Origin of the sequence: Bradyrhizobium genosp. L, from assembly GCF_015624485.1 — a bacterium.
In the GTDB taxonomy this organism is placed as follows: domain Bacteria; phylum Pseudomonadota; class Alphaproteobacteria; order Rhizobiales; family Xanthobacteraceae; genus Bradyrhizobium.
Map to the genome: position 1 here is coordinate 2,825,353 of NZ_CP061378.1, position 21,580 is coordinate 2,846,932.

The 21,580-nt window shown below is 64.0% G+C and carries 21 protein-coding genes; 6 read left to right on the forward strand and 15 right to left on the reverse strand.

Going from position 1 to position 21,580, the window contains the following annotated elements; translation table 11 throughout:
* Positions 1 to 114 precede the first annotated feature (114 nt).
* The 10 genes from IC762_RS13115 to IC762_RS13160 all read right to left on the reverse strand — a co-directional run bounded on the left by IC762_RS13115 (position 115) and on the right by IC762_RS13160 (position 9,346).
* Entirely contained in the window at positions 115 to 549 is a 435-nt protein-coding gene (locus tag IC762_RS13115) for a CBS domain-containing protein (RefSeq protein WP_195789194.1), read from the reverse strand.
* A 261-nt stretch (positions 550 to 810) separates the two neighbouring features.
* Positions 811 to 2,127, reverse strand: a complete 1,317-nt coding sequence (oxlT, locus tag IC762_RS13120) for an oxalate/formate MFS antiporter (protein ID WP_195789195.1) — start codon at positions 2,125 to 2,127, stop codon at positions 811 to 813.
* A gap of 240 nt (positions 2,128 to 2,367) precedes the next feature.
* Positions 2,368 to 3,657, reverse strand: a complete 1,290-nt coding sequence (gene oxlT / locus IC762_RS13125; RefSeq protein WP_195789196.1) for an oxalate/formate MFS antiporter — start codon at positions 3,655 to 3,657, stop codon at positions 2,368 to 2,370.
* A gap of 258 nt (positions 3,658 to 3,915) precedes the next feature.
* Complete coding sequence (locus IC762_RS13130; RefSeq protein ID WP_195789197.1) at positions 3,916 to 4,053, reverse strand: hypothetical protein; 138 nt, start codon at positions 4,051 to 4,053, stop codon at positions 3,916 to 3,918.
* A gap of 217 nt (positions 4,054 to 4,270) precedes the next feature.
* Positions 4,271 to 4,750 carry a DsrE family protein gene (locus IC762_RS13135; protein WP_246801549.1) on the reverse strand — a complete coding sequence of 160 codons (480 nt, stop codon included), beginning with the start codon at positions 4,748 to 4,750 and terminating at the stop codon, positions 4,271 to 4,273.
* 33 nt (positions 4,751 to 4,783) lie between these two features.
* Positions 4,784 to 5,326, reverse strand: coding sequence for a hypothetical protein (locus IC762_RS13140; protein WP_195789198.1), 543 nt, complete (start codon positions 5,324 to 5,326; stop codon positions 4,784 to 4,786).
* Entirely contained in the window at positions 5,323 to 6,360 is a 1,038-nt protein-coding gene (locus IC762_RS13145) for a TAXI family TRAP transporter solute-binding subunit (protein WP_195789199.1), read from the reverse strand. The genes IC762_RS13140 and IC762_RS13145 overlap by 4 nt, the downstream gene beginning before the upstream one ends.
* Positions 6,361 to 6,447: 87 nt before the next feature.
* On the reverse strand, positions 6,448 to 8,421 hold the full coding sequence (locus IC762_RS13150; RefSeq protein WP_195789200.1) for a hypothetical protein: 1,974 nt from the start codon (positions 8,419 to 8,421) through the stop codon (positions 6,448 to 6,450).
* 214 nt (positions 8,422 to 8,635) lie between these two features.
* Positions 8,636 to 8,944: a monooxygenase gene (locus IC762_RS13155; protein WP_195789201.1), complete on the reverse strand. Its 309-nt coding sequence runs from the start codon at positions 8,942 to 8,944 to the stop codon at positions 8,636 to 8,638.
* Between the two features lie 3 nt (positions 8,945 to 8,947).
* On the reverse strand, positions 8,948 to 9,346 hold the full coding sequence (locus IC762_RS13160) for a tautomerase family protein (RefSeq protein WP_195789202.1): 399 nt from the start codon (positions 9,344 to 9,346) through the stop codon (positions 8,948 to 8,950).
* Between the two features lie 109 nt (positions 9,347 to 9,455).
* Here IC762_RS13160 and IC762_RS13165 point away from each other — a divergent pair, with 109 nt between their 5' ends.
* Together IC762_RS13165 and IC762_RS13170 are read left to right on the forward strand one after the other, a co-directional pair.
* Positions 9,456 to 10,310, forward strand: a complete 855-nt coding sequence (locus IC762_RS13165; RefSeq protein WP_195789203.1) for a LysR family transcriptional regulator — start codon at positions 9,456 to 9,458, stop codon at positions 10,308 to 10,310.
* 283 nt (positions 10,311 to 10,593) lie between these two features.
* Positions 10,594 to 11,160, forward strand: coding sequence for a hypothetical protein (locus IC762_RS13170; RefSeq protein ID WP_195789204.1), 567 nt, complete (start codon positions 10,594 to 10,596; stop codon positions 11,158 to 11,160).
* A gap of 157 nt (positions 11,161 to 11,317) precedes the next feature.
* Here the strand turns inward: IC762_RS13170 and frc are convergent, their stop codons facing one another.
* From frc to IC762_RS13185, 3 genes are all read right to left on the reverse strand, one after another.
* The gene (gene frc / locus IC762_RS13175; RefSeq protein ID WP_195789205.1) at positions 11,318 to 12,595 is read right to left on the reverse strand and encodes a formyl-CoA transferase; all 1,278 of its coding nucleotides are present in this window, start codon (positions 12,593 to 12,595) and stop codon (positions 11,318 to 11,320) included.
* A 64-nt stretch (positions 12,596 to 12,659) separates the two neighbouring features.
* Positions 12,660 to 14,393: an oxalyl-CoA decarboxylase gene (gene oxc, locus IC762_RS13180; protein ID WP_195789206.1), complete on the reverse strand. Its 1,734-nt coding sequence runs from the start codon at positions 14,391 to 14,393 to the stop codon at positions 12,660 to 12,662.
* Between the two features lie 87 nt (positions 14,394 to 14,480).
* The gene (locus tag IC762_RS13185) at positions 14,481 to 15,176 is read right to left on the reverse strand and encodes a GntR family transcriptional regulator (RefSeq protein ID WP_195790114.1); all 696 of its coding nucleotides are present in this window, start codon (positions 15,174 to 15,176) and stop codon (positions 14,481 to 14,483) included.
* Positions 15,177 to 15,393: 217 nt separating this feature from the next.
* Here IC762_RS13185 and IC762_RS13190 point away from each other — a divergent pair, with 217 nt between their 5' ends.
* From IC762_RS13190 to IC762_RS13205, 4 genes are all read left to right on the forward strand, one after another.
* Positions 15,394 to 17,523 (forward strand): acetate--CoA ligase family protein, encoded by a 2,130-nt coding sequence (locus IC762_RS13190; RefSeq protein WP_195789207.1) that lies wholly within the window; start codon positions 15,394 to 15,396, stop codon positions 17,521 to 17,523.
* Between the two features lie 178 nt (positions 17,524 to 17,701).
* Positions 17,702 to 18,088, forward strand: a complete 387-nt coding sequence (locus tag IC762_RS13195; RefSeq protein ID WP_195789208.1) for a DUF1236 domain-containing protein — start codon at positions 17,702 to 17,704, stop codon at positions 18,086 to 18,088.
* 170 nt (positions 18,089 to 18,258) lie between these two features.
* Positions 18,259 to 19,044, forward strand: coding sequence for an NYN domain-containing protein (locus IC762_RS13200; RefSeq protein WP_195789209.1), 786 nt, complete (start codon positions 18,259 to 18,261; stop codon positions 19,042 to 19,044).
* A gap of 133 nt (positions 19,045 to 19,177) precedes the next feature.
* On the forward strand, positions 19,178 to 20,239 hold the full coding sequence (locus tag IC762_RS13205; protein WP_195789210.1) for a ketopantoate reductase family protein: 1,062 nt from the start codon (positions 19,178 to 19,180) through the stop codon (positions 20,237 to 20,239).
* Between the two features lie 118 nt (positions 20,240 to 20,357).
* Here IC762_RS13205 and IC762_RS13210 read toward each other — a convergent pair whose 3' ends face one another.
* Together IC762_RS13210 and IC762_RS13215 are read right to left on the reverse strand one after the other, a co-directional pair.
* Complete coding sequence (locus IC762_RS13210; RefSeq protein WP_195789211.1) at positions 20,358 to 20,957, reverse strand: thiamine pyrophosphate-dependent enzyme; 600 nt, start codon at positions 20,955 to 20,957, stop codon at positions 20,358 to 20,360.
* 8 nt (positions 20,958 to 20,965) lie between these two features.
* Positions 20,966 to 21,517, reverse strand: a complete 552-nt coding sequence (locus IC762_RS13215) for a thiamine pyrophosphate-binding protein (protein ID WP_195789212.1) — start codon at positions 21,515 to 21,517, stop codon at positions 20,966 to 20,968.
* Positions 21,518 to 21,580 lie beyond the last annotated feature (63 nt).

Genomic DNA, 21,580 nt, shown 5'->3' on the forward strand with positions numbered 1-21,580 from the left:
GGCAAAAGTCTATCCTGCACCGGCGGCGCGCCCATGCGGAAATGAAGGGGGCGTGAGATCAGGCGAGGGCCGCGCTGATCTCGCGATGCATCCGCAAAACCGTCAGCTGCGGTCTCAGGCCGGTATGGCTTCCATCACCGGCGCGGTGGCTTCGTCGTCGAACGCCGCCGAGATGTCGCGCATGCTGACCACGCCGATCAGGCTGTAATCGTCGATCACGGGGACATGGCGGATGTGGTGCTTGTTCATCAAATGCCGCACGTGCTCGAGCGTATCGGTCGAGTTGCAGGAGACGAGCTGCTGCACCGAGACGAATTGCTGCACCCGCATGCCGGCGCCGGCCGCGCCGTATTGCGCGATCGCGCGCACCACGTCGCGCTCGGTGAACATGCCGACGGCGGTGTTGCCCTCGGTGCGGACGACATCCTTGACCACGAGCGCGCTGATATTGCTGGCACGCATCAGCTGGGCGGCGATCGCGACCGTCTCGTTCATGCGAACCGTCGCAACGCGTGGGGTCTTCTTGCGCAGGATATCTCCGACTTGCATGGCAACCTCCCTGGGGTCTCTGAGGCGACAAGATTGGTATACATAATACCAGTTGTCAACTCCGATGTGACGGAATCTACCACCAGGAAAACGCTGAAATAGGCAGCTTTGCTGACGTTTCGAGTGATTTTTAGGGGATCCGACGATCGGGCAGAAATTCAGCCGGGGCAATATGGTATGTGGCATGCCTGTGTCGGATGAAAGAAAAAGGCGCACGTTCCGGTGCGCCCTTCTCAGTCCCTCGGAATGAGCCTGTCTCGATCAGGCCGTCTTGGCGTTCGGCGCAGCCGCGGCTTCGGCGGCGGCTTCGTTGCCGAGAATGAAGGCGCGCCGCAGCGGCTTGATCACGAACAGCGCCATCAGCGCGGCGGTGGCGTTGAGCGCGACCGCGATCACGAACACCGCGTGCCAGCCGTAATTGGTGGCGACGATGCTGGCCGCCGGCACCAAGAGCGAGGCGGTGCCCTTGGCGGTGTAGAGCATGCCGTTGTTGGTGGTCGCGAACTTCGAGCCGAAGGTGTCGCCGCAGGTCGCCGGGAACAGCGAGTAGATCTCGCCGAACACGCCGAAATAGACCGCGGTCGACAGCACGAACACCAGCGGGTTGTGGCCCCAGGTCGACAGCGTCAGCAGCATCAACGCGCCGGTGCCGAAGGCGATGAACATGGTGTGCTCGCGGCCGATATTGTCGGACACCCAGCCGAAGAACGGGCGGCCGAAGCCGTCGAAGATGCGGTCGAGCGAGATCGCAAAGGTCAGCGCCGCCATCTGGAAGCCGGCGAGCGAGACCGGCGTGCTGGCGATCTTGTAGTCGTGCGCGATCGGGGCGATCTGCGCCGCCGCCATCAGCCCGCCGGAGGCGACCATCACGAACACCAGGTACATGACCCAGAAGATCGGGGTGCGCAGTACCTGCGGCGGCGTGAAGTCGATCTTGGTCTGCGGGAGGTTGAGCTGCTTCTTCTTCGGCGGCATCAAGAGCGATGGCGGACGGATGAAGAAGGCCAGCACGAACACGACCAGGCCTTGCCCGATGCCGAAATTGAAGAACGCGCTCTGGTAGCCGCTCGCGGCGATCATCTTGGCGATCGGCACCACCGTCAGCGCAGCGCCGGCACCGAAGCCGGCTGCGGTGGCACCGGCGGCAAGGCCGCGGCGATCGGGAAACCATTTCAGCGCATTGCCGACGCAGGTGCCGTACACCGAGCCCGCGCCGATGCCGCCGAGCACCGCGGCGGCGTACAGCAGCGTGAGGGAATCGGCATAGGAGTTCAGCACCCAGGACAGCGCGATCATCACGCCGCCGAACGCAATGACGAGACTAGGGCCGTATTTGTCGACGAACCAGGCTTCGACCGGCACCAGCCAGGTCTCGGTCACCACGAAGATCGTGAAGGCGAGCTGGATCGCCGCGCGGCCCCAGTGATGCGCGCCGTCGATCGGATCGACGAACAGGGTCCAGCCGTACTGCAGGTTGGCGATCATCGCCATGCAGACGATGCCCATGGCGAGCTGCAGCCAGCGGAAGCCACTGGACGAAGGTTGAGCTTGTGTGACGGCTGTATTGCTGGAAACCATCAAGTCCTCCCGAACGCGCCGGTCTTCTTTGAGACTCAGTGTCGCAATTGTAGTGACGTATCGTCGCTACTGTTGAGGGGATGTTGGTATACTATATTCCAGAAAGCAAGCCTATCATTCCGCTGCACCGCAGCAAATCTGGCATACTTAGGTCGAGTCCGGCACGTCATTTCTACGCGTAAAACGAAACGCGCCCGGCGTGCGGCCGGGCGCGTTGTGATGCGGGAAGGGCGAGGCTGGCTACGCGGCCGACTTCGCCACCACGAGCCTTCGCCAGGGTTTCAGCACCGCGATTGCGAGCAGCGAAGCCAGGATGTTGGCGCCGGCGGCGATGATGAAGACGTTGTCCCAATGCCCCGACGACTGCTGCATGTAGTTGGCGATCGGCACCAATAGCGCGGCGGTGCCCTTCGCGGTGTAGAGCAGGCCCGCATTGGTGGTCGCGAATTTGGCGCCGAAGGTGTCAGTGCAGGTCGAGGGAAATAGCGAGTAGATCTCGCCCCAGGCAAAGAACACCAGGCCCGACAGGATCACGAACCACACCGGATCGTGGCCGAGCATGTAGAGCGCCCAGATGCCGAGGCCCTCGATGCCGAAGGCGATGAACATCGTGTTCTCGCGGCCGATCATGTCGGAGATCCAGCCGAAGAACGGACGCGTCAGGCCGTTGAGGATGCGGTCGATGGTCGCGGCGAAGGTCACCGCCGTCATGGTCATGCCGACCAGCGTCACCGGAACCGCATCGACCTTCCAGTCGACCGCGATCGGCTTCAGGTTCGCCGTCACCATCAAGCCGCCGGCGCCGACGATGACGAACATGAAGTACATCAGCCAGAAGATCGGCGCCCGCAGCACTTCGGCCGGCTGATAGTTGCGCCTGGTCTGGATCAGATTGGCGTTCTGCACCACCTGCGGCACTTGCCCCGTTTTCGGCGCGAGCAGGAAGAAGGACAGCGCCACGATGACGATGCCCTGGCCGAGACCGAAATACAGGAACGTGCTCTGGAAGCCGGAATCCTTGATCATCGCCTGGATCGGCGCGACCGTCAGCGCCGAACCCGCGCCGAATCCTGCGGCGGTGATGCCGGCGGCGAGCCCGCGCTTGTCGGGAAACCATTTCAGCGCATTGCCGACGCAGGTGCCGTAGACGCCGCCGGCGCCGATGCCCGCGATGATCATGCCGAGATAGTAGCCGTTCAGCGTGGTCGCCTGCGCGTTGATCGCCCAGCCGATCGCGCAGAGGATGCCGCCGATCAAGACCACGATGCGCGGACCATACTTATCGACGAACCAGCCTTCGACCGGCACCAGCCAGGTCTCGAACAGCACGAACAGGGTGAAGGCCCACTGGATCGAGGCGCGATCCCAACCGAATGTCTTCTGGATGTCGGGGACGAAGAACGTCCACCCGTATTGATAATTTGCGATCATCACCATTGCGGCGACGCCGATCGCAAGCTGTGTCCAGCGATAGGTGTCGCTGACGCGCGCAACCGTAGGGGCCGTGGTTGCCTGAACCATGTCCGACATTGCTCCTCCCAAGGCGCGCTTATCGTCTTTCTGCTTGTGGCGCGCGATGGCCAGTTTGGTATCCGATATGCCAAGCTTCAACGCGGCGTCCGGCCGCGTGCGATTATGCCGCAGAGCTTTCGACGATCCCGACAGAAGACTAGTTCAAGGCAAAAACAAATGGCCCCAAAAAATTGGGGCCATTGGTCGAAGGTACAATTTCAGGTCGCATTTCGCGGCGAAAGCACTTCGCCGCCGAACGCCGCGGATGGCCTGCGCTCAGAGGCCGACGCGCGGCAGGTCGCCGTTGCGGTTGGAGATCTCCGCGCTCTTCATCAGCAGGCGGTCGATGGTGGCCAGCAGGCGGCCGAAGAGAGAGGTGGACGGCGCGAACGCGATTGCAGTGGTCTTTGACATCGTGTGTCCCCTTGTCTGGGTGCCGGCAACGCGCCGGCTCATCGTTGGGGATAATCTATGTATACCAGATACCAGCAGCAACGCGTTTGTTTGCATAGCAGCATGGAAAGATATGCAATGCAGCAAAATGAGCTGATTGGCATCCCAGATCGCCAAAAAACCGGCTTCCCGGAGCCGGCGACCTGCATTTCAGCGTGAGGACGTCGACCGCCGGAAGCTAGGGCTTCACGTAGGACCAGCCTTGCTCCTGAAGTTCCATCACGCGCACAACGCCTGAACTCACCACCTTCGCCTGGGGAACGAGGGTAATGTCCTTGTTTTCGGCCTTCCGCATTTTCTCCTGGGTATTGCCGCAGGCCCTGAACGAGATTTCCGGCGTGCTGAGTGCGAGCGTTTCGATCCGTGCCTTCACCGGAGAGGTGTCCTGGCGCAACATGTGCAAGCCTGGGCCGAACGTGACGATTTCGACCGAAACTTTCTTACCCAGGCCTTTGTAGTATTCCACGACGTTCGTGGCGTTGTTGAGCGTGAGGTTCATCATCGCTGGGTCGTTGCTGTTGACCTGCAGAATGAGACGGTGCTGCGCCTGGCTGGCGGTGTGCCGCTTGCCGCGCGTCACGTCCCCCGCCGATGCCGACGCGGCCGTGACCAGAGCGATGGCCGCGATCGCTCCCATCATGCTTCCAAATCTCTTCACGATGCTTCTCCCTTTGAGTGTTCGGTTTCGTCGTCATCCGCTGCGCGGTTTGCTCATCGCCTGTGGCCAGTTGCATGCTCTCGCCAGCTTGTTTCGTACCGCGCTCAAGCCGTTGAGCGAGAAATGCACTTCGCGCAGCGGACCGGTTCGAGGCGCGAGGCGGATCGCGATTTCGCCCGCGTCAGGCAAGGACTGCAGTAAAACAACGATATCGCCGGGAAAGACGGCACCGCTTCCGGACGATGGTGAACCAACTCCCAGCTGCACCGGCTGGTGATCGTCGATGCGGTACGAGATGGCATAGTCGTCGCCGCGGCCCGAGATGATCTGTCCCGTCACCACGAGACCGGTGCGACCATTGCGGCAGGAAATGGTAAGCTCCGATGCGGCGCCCTTTGCGGTGTCTCGGGATCGCGCGACGGCAACCACAACCGGCCTGTAGTCCAGCGGAGAGGTGGTTTCACTGATAATCCAGTTGTCGGCGGCAGCCGGAGATTGCGACAGGTTTTCCGCAAGCGCGCCTGCGCTCCCGACCGCGAAAACCGCCACGAGCAGGGGCCGCGCAACGATCCTCATTGCGAGGCTTGTTTTGCACGCGGCTGACGATCCAGCCACGCTTGCGCCGCGGAAGACCGTGCGATCCCCGGAACGGTAGCAGCGAGATTGATCGATTTCCATTTCGGGTCGAAGCCGGGAGCCTGCAACCTGTCGATCCGGGAAAACAGATAGTCGACGAAGCGCGCCACGCGTGCATAGCGGTTCGAATTCCTGGGCCAGTTGAAGGAAAGCAACACCGTCGGGACCGCGATCGTGGATATGCGTTCGCCCTGCTTGATCAGGTTTGGATAATCGCTGGGCTCGAGGGCCGAGGGCAGGTAATAATCTTCGAACTTGCGGTCGTATGCGACCGGAAGGAATTTGAAACCGGGCTCCCAGCGACCGCGAACGAAGGCGTCAATCGGCTTCGACGTGATGAAGACGACGGCCGCGAACTCGCCTTTGCGCATCTGCTCCAATGCGATCTGGTGCGGGATGAAGGTCTTGTCGACGTCGATGCCGAGACGGCTGAAGATCAGCGGCCCGGAATAGGCCGCAGCGGTGCCCAAGGTATTGAAATTGACCTTCTTGCCGGCGAGATCCTGCAGACTTTGAATTTCCGGCCGAACGAAAATGTGCAATTCGGAAGGGAACAGGTTGAGAAGGTAGACGACGCGGTTCTGAATGTCCGGCAACTGGACCTTGTATTCTTCGAGCGCGTCGGAATTGACGATCGCCATGTCGACGCCGCGCAAACTGAGCAGCGCGTTCATGTTTTCCACCGGCCCCCGGGTCACGATCGGCAGGACGAGCATATTCGACCCGTCGTCGACGACCCGCGCGATCTCGGTGGCAAACCGTATCGGAGCGCCCTCGAGTTGACCGCCGGCCAAGCCGACTGTCCATGCGTTCATCCGTTCCTTTTGCATGGCCAAAGGTGATGTAACGGGTGAAGCCGTCTTCGGCTGGACGATATGTGTCTGCGCATCCACGCTTGCCGGCGACAGTGTGAAAATGACTGGCGCGAGTGCGGCAAGAAGTCGAAAGAATGCTCTTCTAGGAAATGAGTTCATCGATCAGCCTCTCTCCTGTGGCCAGCTCAAGCTCCCGGACGGGTCATCAAAGCTGCGAACCGGTGCCTGCGGCCGAGACGTCAATTTTCACTTAGGTAACGACTCCAATCGATCCTTGGCCTTTGCGATGCCGCCGGCAGCCGCCCTGGCATAGAACTCTCGTGCCTTCGCCGCATCGCCGCGGGTACCATACGTCTTCCAGCCCGAAAGGACGCGCGGGTCATAGGTCTCTGCGATCGCGAAGCTTGCTCCGGCGCTGCCCATCTCCACCGCGCGTTCGAGAACACTGCGGGCCCCGCTGATATTTCCCTGGGCGAGCAGCTCGTTGGCGCGCGCGACCAGCCGGTCTTCCGCATCGACATTTCTTTCGGGAGCCAGTTGCGGCGCCACGATCGGCTTCGGCGGAACCGCTCGTTCCTCGATGCGATCAGGCGCCACGGCGGATTCGAGGGCCGGCTGCGCGCGATCAGGACCACGCATGGGCGGGCCATTCCCCTGGCGCTCCTGCGGAGCCCTGGCCGTTACTGCGTCCGCCGACGTTTTGAGCCGGGCGTCGTCGGCCCCGGAGTTCGACGCCAGCTTTTTCTCGAAGTCGCGGCGCGCGGCGGCCAGTTCGCCGGTCAGCGCCGCGGTCTTTTGGCGCTCCTGCTGCAGCTCCGAGTTCGCAATTTCCAGCGACCTTCCGAGCTTGGTCGCGTCATCGGCCGCTGCGCTCGACGACGCCAGCTTCGCCTCGAAGTCGCGGCGCGCGGCAGCCAGTTCGCTGGTCAGCGCTGCGGTCCTTTGGCGTTCCTGCTCCAGCTCTGCGGTCGTAGTTTCAGCCGACTTTCTGAGCTTGGTCGCGTCATCGGCCGCTGCGCTCGACGATGCCAGCTTCGCCTCGAAGTCGCGGCGCGCGGCGGCCAGTTCGCTGGTCAGCGCGGCGGTCTTTTGGCGCTCCCGCTGCAGCTCTGCGGTCGCAGTTTCCGCTGACTTTCTGAGCTTGGCCGCGTCATCGGCCGCTGCGCTCGACGACGCCAGCTTCGCCTCGAAGTCGCGGCGCGCGGCAGCCAGTTCGCCGGTCAGCGCTGCGGTCCTTTGGCGTTCCTGCTCCAGCTCTGCGGTCGTAGTTTCCGCCGACTTTCTGAGCTTGGCCGCGTCATCGGCCGCTGCGCTCGACGACGCCAGCTTCGCCTCGAAGTCGTGGCGCGCGGCAGCCAGTTCGCTGGTCAGCGCTGCGGTCCTTTGGCGTTCCTGCTCCAGCTCTGCGGTCGCAGTTTCCGCCGACTTTCTGAGCTCGGTCGCGTCATCGGCCGCTGCGCTCGACGACGCCAGCTTCGCCTCGAAGTCGCGGCGCGCGGCAGCCAGTTCGCTGGTTAGCGCGGCGGTCCTCTGGCGTTCCCGCTCCAGCTCTGCGGTCGCAGTTTCCGCCGACTTTCTGAACTTGGCCGCGTCATCCGCCGCCGTGTTCGACGAGGCGAGCTTCGTTTCGAAGTCACGGCGCGCTTTGGTAAGGTCGTTGGTCAGCACCGCAGTCTTTTCGCGCTCTTGCTGCAGCTCCGCGATCGTGGTTTCCGTCGACTTTCTGATCTGCTCCTTCTCGTTGGTCGCGTCGCGCAACAACTCTGCCATATAATCGAGGTCGCGGCCTGTGGGGACGGGTTCGCCGGCGGTCGTGTCTTCAGCGGTCTTCCCGGCCAGCATCGGCCGATCAACCGCTTGTCCGACGAGTTTCGGCGCGATGACGTCAAAATAGAGAGCAACGAATATCGTCGCGGCAAGCGAGGCAGCGGCGGCAAAACCGAAAGCAAGAAATCGCCGCCAGCGACGAGGACGGCCGACATGCGGGCTCGCAATTGGTAGCGAGAATTCCCCGATAAGTCGTGCAGGTGGCGGGTCACGATCTTCATGGCCGCCGGCAAGGACCCGCAAGGCCTCGTTGGTGGCTTGCTGGATTCGCGTCTGCTCCGGTCCCTTTACGTCGCCTTGCATCGTTCCAGGCCTCCCAAATTTGAGCCCGTCAGGAATGAGCGGCGACGATGCAGCGCCGAATAAAACAACCGTCGGATACGAAAGCGTCATGGTCGAAAACGTGAAATCCCCAAGTCAGGCGCGGGGCTTAATTTAAATACAATTTAATAAGTTGTAATTTAAATCGTATTATAAAAATTATTTAATGTAAATTCTAATTATATGCCGTCCGTCGATCGGGTCCCGTTTGAGGGCCGACGACGACCTCTGCGCAACAGGGAACCGCCGCGGTCGCCCGCGGCGGGGAAAATCGCGCTTCTCCCAATCATGTCTCCGCCGTCCCGCTGGCGGGATCAAGGCGCAGCGGTGCTTCGAACACCTCGATCCGCGGCGCGGAACCGTAGCGCGCGGCGACCATCGCCCGGTAGTCGGCACCGTGCCAGCGCTCGACGGCGGCGTGCGAGCGCCAGACGTAAATGCCGCCACCTTCCGAGCGCTCTGCGTCGAACAGGTAATATTTCTCGACCAGGTCCGGATTGCCGAGCCAGCCGCGGGCGCTCTGGTCGTAGAGCGCCCGCGCCATATCGCGGGTGGTGCCAGGCGGCAGGTCAAAGCGCACGATCGCGACGATCATGCCTCACGCTCCATCCTGGTTGTAGCGATGTTCCTGGGTGAAGCCGCCGTAACCGTAGGACACTGCGCCGCAGTCGACGATGTGGACGTTCGAATGCGGATGCAGATTGCCGATCAATTCCGACAGCAGCGCGAAGGCCTGCCGGTGGTAGGCGATCTTCTCGCCCCGCGTGTTGGTGTCCTCGGTGATGGTCACCTCGAGCCGGAACGAGTTCTTGCCGTGATCGGCCAGCGAGCGTTGATCGATGAACCAGTGCTCGGGCTCGATGTAGTGGACCTGCACCATGGTTCGCTCGGGCTTCTTGCGCAGCGTCCTGCAGGTGAGGGCGGTGAGCTCCACGGCAAGGCGGCGGCTCAGCGCCTGATCGGGCCTTCCCGATACGGTCAGCTTGATTCCGGGCATCGAACTCTCCAATCGTTTTCCCAACCCGTGACGCACGCTAGCCGGATTTATCGATCGAAAAAGCGGGAATATATGGTATGATCCATCGGATTAGCCGATGGATTGACCCATGCGCCTCGACCTCGATCTGCTGCACGCCTTTGTCGTGATCTGCGAGACCGGCAGCCTGACCGCGGCCTCGCGCCGGGTGCACCGCTCGCAATCCGCGCTCAGCGAGCAGATGCAGAAGCTCGAGGAGGCCTGCGGCCGTCCGCTGTTGATCCGCGGCAAGGCCGGCGCGCAGCCGACGCCGGCCGGCGAACGGCTGCTGCAGCACGCGCGGGCGCTGCTCGGCCTCTCCGAGCTCGCCTATCAGGACGTGCAGGGCATCGAGATCGCGGGCACGCTCAGGCTCGCGATGACCGACTATTTCCGTCCGACGCAGGTGATCGACGTGCTGGCGCGGATCCGCGCGCGCTATCCTCGGCTGCGGCTGCAGGTCTCGGTGCGCAAGAGCGCGCTGATCGAGGAGGATCCCGAGGATTTCGACATCGGCATCTCGATGCGGCTCGTCGACCTCAGGCGCAAGGCACCCGACGACGGCCGCATCCTGATCGCCCGCGAGAGGGTGTCATGGATCGCGCCCGACGGCTTCAAGCCCGCGAAGGCCGCGCGCTGGCCGCTCGTCACCTTGCCCGAAACCTGTTCGCTGCAGCGCGCGATCGTGCGCACACTGAACCGCCATCGGGTCAAGTTCGACGTCGTGATGACGGCCTCAGGCGTCGCCGGTCTGCATATGGCGGTCGCCGCCGGCCTCGGCGTCACCTGCCTGAACGCCTCGGCCGCGCCATCAGGCGTGCGGCGCTTGGCATCCGACGAGCTTCCCGAAATGCCCGACGCCGAGTTTTGTCTGCTGCCGCCGAAGCCGAACGAGCCGGCGCTGGTCGGCGAGGTGCGACGGCTGCTGATGGCGCAGTTCGCGTGAGGCGCCCAATTGAACGCATTTAGTTAGATGTCTCGCGAACTGTTGAGCAACGTTCGCTGGCCTCGACGACAGGCCCATCGACTGAGGCGCGTTGGAAACAACGAGCAAACTTTCTTGTGCGCGCCGCTGTGATTTGGATCACGGCAACACACGCTCGGCGTGCATTAGCGTCAGAAGCAAGCGGGATCGCCTGGCGACCTCTCGCGACATCAGCCGGTGCTGCGACAGGTTCGCGGCTCACCGGTTTCCAACAGGAGAACCCCACTCCGAGGAGAACAGCGTCATGACTGATATCTGGATTCGTTCCGCGAGCAATTTCTTCGCGTTCCTGCGCATGGACACCTCCAGGGTGACCAGCTCCAGCGGTGCCGGCAGCGGCACCGTCAACTGCCAGTTCTATGCACCGGGAAGCGAGCCGGTCACTGCGACGGGCAATGATGAGGTCTTCTTGTTCGTCCCAGTCTCCGACACGGCGTTCGCGCTCAGGTCGATCGTGTCCGCAAATGCGTATCTGCGCATCGACGGCGCGAGCGTCACCGAATTCAATGCCGCCGGAAGCGGGACGGTCAACTGCCAGTACTACCCTCAGGGCACCCAGCCGCAGGCGGTGCCGGGGAACGACGAGGTGTTCCAGTTCGTCGCGATCCCGAACAGCCCGGTCGTTGCGATCCGCTCCTTCAACTACCCGAATGCCTATCTGCGGATGAATGCGGCCGGCGTCGGGTCGCGGCAGGGCAACGGCAGCGGCATCGTCAACTGCCAGTACTATGCCCGGGGAACCCTGCCGCAATGGGCGCCCGGCAATCTCGAGGTGTTCCACGTCTCCGGCATTCCGATCAAGGTTTCCTGAGACGGCGGAAGCCTGATGATGCGAGATCTTCGGTGTTGCGTCATGCGACGCCGACGGCCCGATCGGCCGATTGCACGACCACGCATGAGAAAGGCCGCCGGAAATCCGGCGGCCCTTGCAGGTGAGATGCAGCCCTTGCAGGTGAGATGGAGTGTCCTTACTCCGCCGCCTGCTTGCGCGGCGGATCGAGCGCGCCGGAGTCGTGGATTTCGGCGACCTGGTGATCCGAGAAGCCGAGCACCTCGCGCAGGATCTCGTCGGTGTGCTCACCGAGCAGCGGCGAGCGGGCGACGTCGCTCGGGGAATCCGACAGCTTGATCGGGTTGCCGACCGAGAGGTACTTGCCGCGGGTCGGGTGATCGACCTCGACCACGGTGCCGGTCGCGCGCAGCGACTGGTCCTCGGCGAGCTCCTTCATCGACAGGATCGGGCCGCAGGGGATGTCGTCCTTGTTGAGGATCTCCATCGCCTCGAATTTCGTCTTCGTCATCGTCCACTGCTCGATGCGGGCGAAGATCTCATTCAGCCGCGGCAGGCGGGCGGCCGGCTTGGCATAGTTCGCATCGGTCTTCCAGGTCGGCTCGCCGATCACGTCGCAGATCTTCTCCCAGACCGGGGCCTGGGTGATGAAGTAGATGTAGGCGTTCGGGTCGGTCTCCCAGCCCTTGCACTTGAGGATGCGGCCGGGCTGCCCTCCGCCGGAATCGTTGCCGGCGCGCGGCACGGCATCGCCGAACGGGATGCCTTCGCCGAACTGGCTGTATTCCTTCAGCGGACCATGGGCGAGCCGCTGCTGGTCGCGCAGCTTCACGCGCGCCAGATTCAGCACGCCGTCCTGCATCGCCGCGGTGACCTTCTGGCCCTTGCCGGAGTGCGTGCGCTGGTAGAGCGCGGTGACGATGCCGAGCGCGAGATGCAGCCCGGTGCCGCTGTCGCCGATCTGCGCGCCGGTGACCAGCGGCAGGCCGTCGCGGAAGCCGGTGGTGGAGGCGGCGCCGCCGGTGCACTGCGCGACGTTCTCGTAGACCTTGCAATCCTCGTACGGGCCGGGGCCAAAACCCTTGATCGAGGCGACGATCATCTTCGGGTTGATGGCCTGGATCTTCTCCCAGGGGAAGCCCATGCGGTCGAGCACGCCGGGGCCGAAGTTCTCGACCAGCACGTCGCAGCTCTTGATCAGCGCGGTCAGCACCTCCTTGCCCTTCGGGTTCTTGGTGTCGAGCGTGATCGAGCGCTTGTTGTGGTTCAGCATGGTGAAATACAGGCTGTCCACGTTCGGGATGTCCTGCAGCTGGCCGCGCGTGATGTCGCCGACGCCGGGACGCTCGACCTTGATCACGTCGGCGCCGAACCAGGCCAGCAATTGCGTGCAGGTCGGGCCCGACTGGACGTGGGTGAAATCGAGAATGCGAACGCCCTTCAGCGCCTTGGTCATATCGTGTGCTCCGTACTCTTGTAGCCCCTGCACCCGCAGGGAGTGATTGGGTTGAGGGGATGAACTACTTCTTCTTCTGCAGAACGCTCTGCGGATTGAGGTTGCCGATGCGGCCGCTCTCCGAGCCTGCGGCTGGATCGATCACCGCGTTGATCAAGGTCGGCTTGCCGCTATCGAGCGCCGCGTTGACCGCACGCTTCAGCTCGTCCGGCGAGGTCGCGTTGACGCCAATACCGCCGAAGGCTTCCATCATCTTGTCGTAGCGCGAGCCCTTGACGAACACGGTGGTCGCGGGATCGGAGCTCGCGTTGTTGACGTCGGTGCCGCGATAGATGCCGTCATTGTTGAAGATCACGATGCAGATCGGCAGCCTGTAGCGGCAGATGGTCTCGACCTCCATGCCGGAGAAGCCGAAGGCGCTGTCGCCTTCGACCGCGAGCACGGGGTGGCCGGTCTCGATCGCGGCCGCGATCGAATAGCCCATGCCGATGCCCATCACGCCCCAGGTGCCGACGTCGAGCCGCTTGCGCGGCTTGTGCATGTCGACGACGCCGCGGGCGAGGTCGAGCGTGTTGGCGCCTTCGTTGACGAAGATGGTCTCCGGGCGTTCCGCGATGATGGCGCGCAGCGCGCCGAGCGCGCCGTGATAGTCCATCGGCGAGGCGTTGCTCATCAGCTTCGGCGCCATCTTGGCGACGTTGTCGTCACGCTTCTTGGCCACGGTGGCGAGCCAGTCGCTCGGCGCCGCGGTCCAGTTCGCGCCCATGGCGTCGAGGAATGCCGAGACGCAGGAGCCGATATCGCCGACCACGGGGGCTGTGATCTCGACGTTGGAATCCATCTCCTTCGGCTCGATGTCGACCTGGATGAATTGCTTCGGCGCCTCGCCCCAGCTCTTGCCCTTGCCGTGCGACAGCAGCCAGTTCAGCCTGGCGCCGATCAGCATCACGACGTCGGCATCCTTCAGCACGGTCGAGCGCGCGGCGCCGGCGCATTGCGGATGCAGGTCGGGCAACAGGCCCTTGGCCATGCTCATCGGCAAGAACGGCACGCCGCTCTTCTCGACGAAGGCCTTGATCGCCTCGTCGGCCTGCGCATAGGCGGCGCCCTTGCCGAGGATGATCAGCGGACGCTTGGCGCCCTTGAGCACGTCGAGCGCGCGCTTGACCGCGGACGGGGCAGGGAGCTGCGCCGGCGCTGCGTCGATCACCTTGACCAGCGACTTCTCGCCGGCCGCGGCGTCCATCACCTGGCCGAACAGCTTTGCGGGGAGATCGAGATAGACGCCGCCGGGACGGCCCGACACCGCGGCGCGGATGGCGCGCGCCAGCCCGATGCCGATGTCCTGGGCGTGCAGCACGCGGAAGGCCGCCTTGCACAGCGGCTTGGCGATTGCGAGCTGGTCCATCTCCTCATAGTCGCCCTGCTGCAGGTCGACGATCTCGCGCTCGGAGGAGCCCGAGATCAGGATCATCGGGAAGCAGTTGGTGGTGGCGTGCGCCAGCGCGGTGAGGCCGTTGAGGAAGCCGGGCGCCGACACCGTGAGGCAGACGCCGGGCTTCTTGGTGAGGAAGCCGGCGATCGAGGCGGCGTAGCCGGCGTTCTGCTCGTGGCGGAAGGAGAGCACGCGAATGCCCGCCGCCTGGGCCATGCGGCCCAGGTCCGTGATCGGGATGCCCGGCACACCATAGACGGTGTTGATGCCGTTGAGCTTGAGCGCATCGATGACGAGGTGGAAGCCATCAGTGAGCTCCTGCTCGGTGCCCGGTGCCTCGGACTTGGCGGCGGTATTCAGCATCGGCCTCGTCTCCCTGATCGTTCTTGTTCGGACGATCTCTGTGTCGTCTGAAGCGAGTGGACTCAAAGTCTCTAAGTGAACAGTTCTCTACGTGAATAGCTCCTGGCCGTGCGCCTCGACATAGGCGGCAAGGCCGAGCGTATGGTCGCGGGCGCGCTTTTCGGCGAGCTCGGTGTCGCGGGCTTCGAGCGCCTCGATGATCCCGAGATGCTCGGGCAGCGAGGTCGCGGTGCGGTCCTTGCGGCCGATCGTGAGCTGGCGATAGCCGCGCACATGCAAGAGGAGATCGTTGGTGAGGTCGACCAGCACGGGCGATTCCGACAGCGAGATCAGCGCCTGGTGGAAGGCGATGTTGGCTTTGGAATATTCCTCGACGTGATCCTGCGGCAGCCGGTCGGGGCCGAAATCCTTGAAGAAGTCGCGCAGCGAGGAGATGTCCTTCTTGCGCGCGGTGGTGGTGATCAGGCGCGCGGCCATGCTCTCCAGCGCGGCCCAGGCGCGGATCATGTCGACGATCTCGGCCTTGCTGCGACGGACCACGACGATGCCGCGGCGCGGCACGGTCTTCACAAAGCCGTCCTGCTCGAGCATCGCGATCGCTTCGCGGATCGGCGTACGGCTGACGCCGAGCCGTTCGGACAGCGCGCGCTCGTCGAGCATCACCGGCTCCGGCGTCGCGTAGATGTCCATCTTCAGGATCGCTTCCTTCAAGGCTTCATAGGCCTTGTTCTTGAAGCTCGTCTCGGGCGCGATCCGGACGATGGCGATGTCTGTGTCAGCCATGTTGAGCGACGCCTTGATCTGTTTTGGTTCGGGCACGACTCGTCTCCTCCTCTAGGAGACGTCTTCTTAGCAGAAGAAATTACCTTAGTTTTTTGGCATGCCAAATACCAGAATGTCAAGATGGCCTTGTTTCCCGATATTTTTGGGCCCTCGATCCGCTTGACAATTGCGTTTTTGGCATACCAAATGCCACGAAATCTGTCCCAGGAGGAAGCCAATGTCAAATGCGAAGGATGCGGTCCGCAAAATTCTCGATGCGGTCAAGGCCGACAAGCGCACGAGCCTCACCGCGCCCGAAGGCAAGGTGGTATGCGACGCCTACGGCATTCCGGTGCCGAAGGAGGGCGTCGCCAAGTCCGCCACTGATGCCGCCCGCATCGCCTCCGACATGGGTTTCCCTGTCGTGATGAAGATCGTCTCGCCGGATATCCTGCACAAGACCGAGGCCGGCGGCGTCGTGGTCGGCGTCAAGAGCGCGGCCGAGGCCGAGACGAGCTACGAGACCATCCTGGCGAATGCCAGGAAGTACAAGGCTGACGCCAAGATCGAGGGCATCCAGGTACAGCAGATGCTGGCCGGCGGCACCGAGGTGATCGTCGGCTCGATCACCGACGGCTCGTTCGGCAAGCTGGTCGCCTTCGGCCTCGGCGGCGTGCTGGTCGAGGTGCTCAAGGACATCACCTTCCGCCTGGCGCCCGCGACCAGGGACGATGCGCTGTCGATGCTCGACGGCATCCAGGCCCATGAGATGCTGAAGGGCGTGCGCGGCGGCGACCCCGTCAACCGCGAGGCGCTGGCTGACGTCATCGTCAAGGTCTCGCAGCTGGTCAGCGACTTCCCCGAGATCGTCGAGCTCGACCTCAACCCGGTGTTCGCGACCAAGGCGAATGCGATCGCGGCCGACGTCCGCATCGTGGTCGACTTCGACTACAAGCCGCGCCCGGCGCCGCGCCCGACCGAAGAGATCGTGGCCGCGATGAGCCGCATCATGCAGCCGAAGGGCGTCGCCGTGATCGGCGCCTCCGCCGAGGACGGCAAGATCGGCAATTCCGTGATGAAGAACCTGATCAATGGCGGCTACAAGGGCGAGATCTACCCGATCCACCCCAAGGCCGCGGAGATTTTGGGCTACAAGGCCTACAAGAGCGTCAAGGACGTGCCGGGCGTGATCGACACCGCGGTGTTCGCGATTCCCGCGAAATTCGTCGCCGGCGCGCTCGCCGAGTGCGGCGAGAAGAAAATCCCGGGCGCGGTGCTGATTCCCTCGGGCTTTGCCGAGGCCGGCGCGCCCGAATTGCAGGCCGAGATCGTCGAGGTCGGCAAGAAGTACAATATCCGCCTGATGGGGCCGAACATCTATGGCTTCTACTATACGCCGGCCAACCTCTGCGCCACCTTCTGCACCGCCTATGACGTCAAGGGCCACGCCGCGCTGTCGTCGCAGTCCGGCGGCATCGGCATGGCAATCATCGGCTTCTCGCGCTCGGCCAAGATGGGCGTTTCCGCGATCGTCGGCCTCGGCAACAAGTCCGACATCGACGAGGACGATCTGCTCGCCTTCTTCGAGCAGGACCCCAACACCAACCTGATCGCGCAGCACTGCGAGGACCTGAAGGACGGCCGCGCCTTTGCGGAAGCTGCAAAACGCGTCTCCAAGAAGAAGCCGGTGGTCGTGCTCAAGGCCGGCCGCACCTCGGCCGGCGCGAAAGCGGCCTCGTCGCACACCGGCGCGCTTGCCGGCAACGACAAGATCTATGAGGACGTGTTCAAGCAGTCCGGCGTGATCCGCGCCCGGTCATTGCGGCAGCTGCTGGAATTTGCCCGCGGCGTGCCGGTGCTGCCGACGCCGAAGGGCGAGAACGTGCTGATCATCACCGGCGCCGGCGGCTCCGGCGTGCTGTTGTCCGACTCTTGCGTCGACAACGGCCTGTCGCTGATGCAGATGCCGCCGGACCTCGATGCGGCGTTCCGTAAATTCATCCCGCCGTTCGGCGCGGCCGGCAATCCCGTCGACATCACCGGCGGCGAGCCGCCGATCACCTATGTCAACACCGTCAAGCTCGGCCTGTCGGACGAGCGCATCCATTCGCTGATCCTCGGCTACTGGCACACCATCGTCACCCCGCCGATGGTGTTCGCGCGCAACATGGTCGAGGTGAAGAAGGAGATGGAGGCCAAGGGCTTTGTGAAGCCGATCGTCGCCTCGCTCGCCGGCGACGTCGAGGTCGAAGAGGCCGCCGAATATCTCTATCAGAACGGCATCCCGGCCTATGCGTACTCGACCGAGCTGCCGGTCGAGGTGTTAGGGGCCAAGTACAAATGGGCGCGTGGTGCGGGCTTGCTCTGATTCAGCGCTGATCTGAACCAACGATGAATACCGCCTCGGAGGTGATCCGAGGCGGCATTTTCATGTGCGCGGGAATGGCACCGGAACCCGGTTTCGCACCCGCGTTGCAGTGCCGGAACTGGAACGTTTCTTTCCTCGCGATGTTGAGAGGCGTCAATCAACTCGGAGGAGGAGAATGATGAACAAGCGTGTTGTTATCTCACTTGTCGCCGCGTCGCTGCTCGCGTCCGGTTCGGCCTTTGCACAATCCACGACGGCGGCCGGCGCCGCGAACGGCGCCCGCGCGGGCGGCGAGGTCGCGGGTCCCGTCGGCGAGATCGTTGGTGGCACGGTCGGTGCTGCGGTCGGCGCCGGCCTCGAGATTCCGAATGCGGTGATCACCTCGATTCCGCGCGACGAGCCGTCGGTCGTGGTGCGCGAGCGCGTCGTGGTCGGCGAGCCCTTGCCCGACACCGTCGTGCTGCGCCCGGTGCCGCAATACACCCAGTATCGCTACGCGATCGTCAACGATCACCGCGTGATCGTCGAGCCGCGCACCCGCCGCGTGGTCAGGATCATCGAGTGATCCGGCATTCCTAGCCATCGACGCCATCCCCGCGGGCGATCGTCCGCGGGGATTTGCGTTGCCGGCTCGCAGGCGAGGGAAATTAGCGCTGGCGGCGAGCGCCCGGACCTCGCTATATCCATCCATCGTCGCGGGGCAATGTGCTCCGACCAGCGATGGGGAACGCCGCCATGCCGTCCGAACTCCGCTCGCCCCGTCTTGCCGTCCTGATCGACGCCGACAATGCATCCGCAAAGATCGCCGACGGGCTGTTCGAGGAGATCGCCAAGATCGGCGAGGCCAGCGTCCGCCGCATCTACGGCGATTTCTCCAATCCGCGATCCCGGGGCTGGGCCGATATCCTCTCCAAGCACGCCATCATCCCGCAGCAGCAATTCGCCTACACCACCGGAAAGAACGCGTCCGACATCACGCTGGTCATCGACGCGATGGACCTGCTGCACAGCGGCCGGTTCGACGGCTTCTGCCTGGTGTCGTCGGACAGCGATTTCACCCGGCTTGCCGCCCGCATCCGCGAGCATGGCGTCGACGTGTTCGGGTTCGGCGAGCAGAAGACGCCGGAAAGCTTTCGGCAGGCCTGCCGCAGGTTCGTCTACACCGAGAATTTGCGCGGCGGCGTAACCAGCACCCAGGGTACGGCTGCGCCCGCGAAGTCGCTGCAGCCGCCCGAGGCGGCCGTCCCCTTCATCAAGAAGATCATCACCCAGATGGAAAGCGAGGACGGCTGGGTTGCCCTCGGCGAGGTCGGGCGGCGGCTTGCCAACCTCGCATCCGATTTCGATCAGCGGACCTACGGCTTCCGCAATCTGAGCGATCTCGTGCGCAAGACCAACGCCTTCGAGATCGATCAGCCCAAGGACGGCTCGATGCGGATTCGCGTCAAGCCGGCCGCCGCAGCGCCGCCGCCGAGACGGCGCAGTTCCCGCAAGCCTGCGCCGCCCGCGCCCAGCTCCTGATTGCCGGCATGGCACGGGTCCGCTTTTGCATGTAGCGGACCGTTGGCGGATGGCCTCGATCCACTACAGTGCTTGCCAACGGACGAGGGGCGCGGGCGGTGCGCTCGATCGACCAAGAAACAGGGAGGCCAGCATGGGTCGGAAGATCGCAATCGTCGGAGCAGGGGCCGTCGGTGGTTACGCCGGTTCGCACATGGTGCAGGCCGGCGAGGATGTCACCTTCATCGACCCCTGGCCCGAGCATGTCGAGCACATGCGCAAGCACGGCCTGCGCGTCACCCACGCCATGGACGTCGCCGAATTCACCGTGCCGGTCCGCGCGCTGCACGTCACCGACGCGCAGCAGCTGGCAAGGGAGAAGCCGGTCGACATCGCCTTCGTCTGCATGAAGTCCTACGACACCGCGTGGGCCACCATGATGATCCGGCAATATCTGGCGCCGGACGGCTACGTCGTGTCGCTGCAAAACTGCATGAACGAGGAGACCATCGCCGGTGTCGTCGGCTGGGGCAAGACGCTCGGCTGCATCGCGAGCAGCATCACCGTCAATCTGCCGGAGGCGGGCCACATCCACCGCGGCGCCGGCAAGGGCGGCGCCGCGCACACCGTGTTTCGCGCCGGCGAGGTGCATGGCCGGATCACGCCGCGTGCGGAGGAGGTGTGCCGTCTCGTCGCCTATTCCGACAGCGCGAAAGTTACGCCGAACCTGTGGGGCGAGCGCTGGTCGAAGCTGGTCGCCAACGCGATGCAAAATGGGCTCTCGGCCTGCACCGGGCTGCCCGGTGGCGAGATCCTGCAAAGCGAGCCGCTGCGCCGCTTCTCGACCCGGCTCGGCAGCGAGGCGATCCGGGTCGGACAGGCGCAGGGCTACCAGCTCGAGGAGATCCTGCATCTGGAGCCCGAGACCATCGCCCGCGCCGGCGAGGGCGACGAGGCGGCGATGCGCGCCTGCGACGAGCAGCGCTTCAAGGACTCGAAGCGCATGTCATCGGCGCAGCGCCCCTCGATGGGCCAGGACATGCAGAAGGGCCGCCGCACCGAGATCGAATTCCTCAACGGCTTTGTGGTGCGCGAAGGCGAGAAGCTCGGCCTGGCCTGCACCGCCAATGCCGCACTGACCGACATCGTGAAGCGGGTGGAGCGCGGGGAGTTGAAGCCGGATCCGAGGCACATCACGGAATTGCGGATGAATTGAGCGGCGCGGTTCATCCCCGTCATTGCGAGGAGCGAAGCGACGAAGCAATCCATCCATCCGCTTATGCTGACCGATGGATTGCTTCGCTTCGCTCGCAATGACGGAGGTGGCCGTTCCCCTACAGCAACTGCCTTACCCCCATCCCGTTCATGAACCGCTCGCGGATTTGCACCGGATCGCGCCGCGTCGTGCCGGTGCCGGGCTTGTCGTCGATGCGGACGCCGATCAATGTCGGCACTGACGCCGACATCGACTGTTCGATCAGCCGCTCGAAATCGTCCTCGTCGGCGGCCCAGGACGACTTGGCGATGCCGCTGGCGATTGCGACTGCAACCATGTCGGTATGGCCGGCGGCCGGCGTCGGCTGGCTGCCGGTGATCTGGTAGATGCCGTTGTCCATCACCACCATAGTGAGGTTCTTTGGCGCTTGCGCTGCGATGGTCGCGAGGCAGCCGAGCTGCATCAGCAGCGAGCCGTCGCCTTCGAGCGCGAACACCCGCCGCTTGGGCTGCGCCAGCGCCACGCCGAGCGCGATCGGGAAGGCGAGGCCCATGCTGCCCAGCATGTAGAAATTCTGCGGCCGATGGCCGGCGGCCCAGAGGTCGAAATTGGTGTTGCCGATGCCGCCGATCACGGCCGCGTCCTTGAGCTTCGCGACGAGGCGCTGGGTGAGGTCGAAGCGGTTCATCACCTTGGTGTTGCGCTGGGTGTCGGTCATGGCTGATCTCACTTGTCGAAGGTCTTGCCGCCGGTGAGCAGCGGGTTGAGGATCAGCGCCACCGGCGCCTGGGTGGTGACGGCCTGCTTGATCGAGCGGTCGGCGATGAATTCGAGCTCGTCGAGCCGGGTGACGGTGTGATGCTCCATGGCCAGCGAATCCAGGACCGGGCGCATGGTGCGGCAGACCAGCGCCTGGCCGTAATTGAACTCGCCGAGCGTGCCGCGCTCGGAGACGAACATGATCAGCGGGATCTGATAGGGCACCGCGAGCGAGGCCAGCACGTTGGCAAGCGTGGCGAAGCCCGAGGTCTGCATCAGCACGGCGCCGCGCGTTCCGGCCATCCAGGCGCCGGAGACGATGCCGACCGCCTCTTCCTCGCGCGCGGTCGGAAACACCGTGAAATAGGGATCGGCGTGCAGGCTCTTGATCAGCGGGGTCAGCACCTTGTCCGGTACGTAGGGCACGAGGCGAACCTCGTTGCGCTTCAGCGTCTGCTGCACGATGCCGTACCAGGTTGCCTGATGTTGGGCTGAGCTTTGTTCCGCGGCGGCCGCCATCCCGTTCTCCCTGATCGCGCGACGCTGAAGGCCGCGTGCGGGGCCAAAACTTGACGCGGTGCA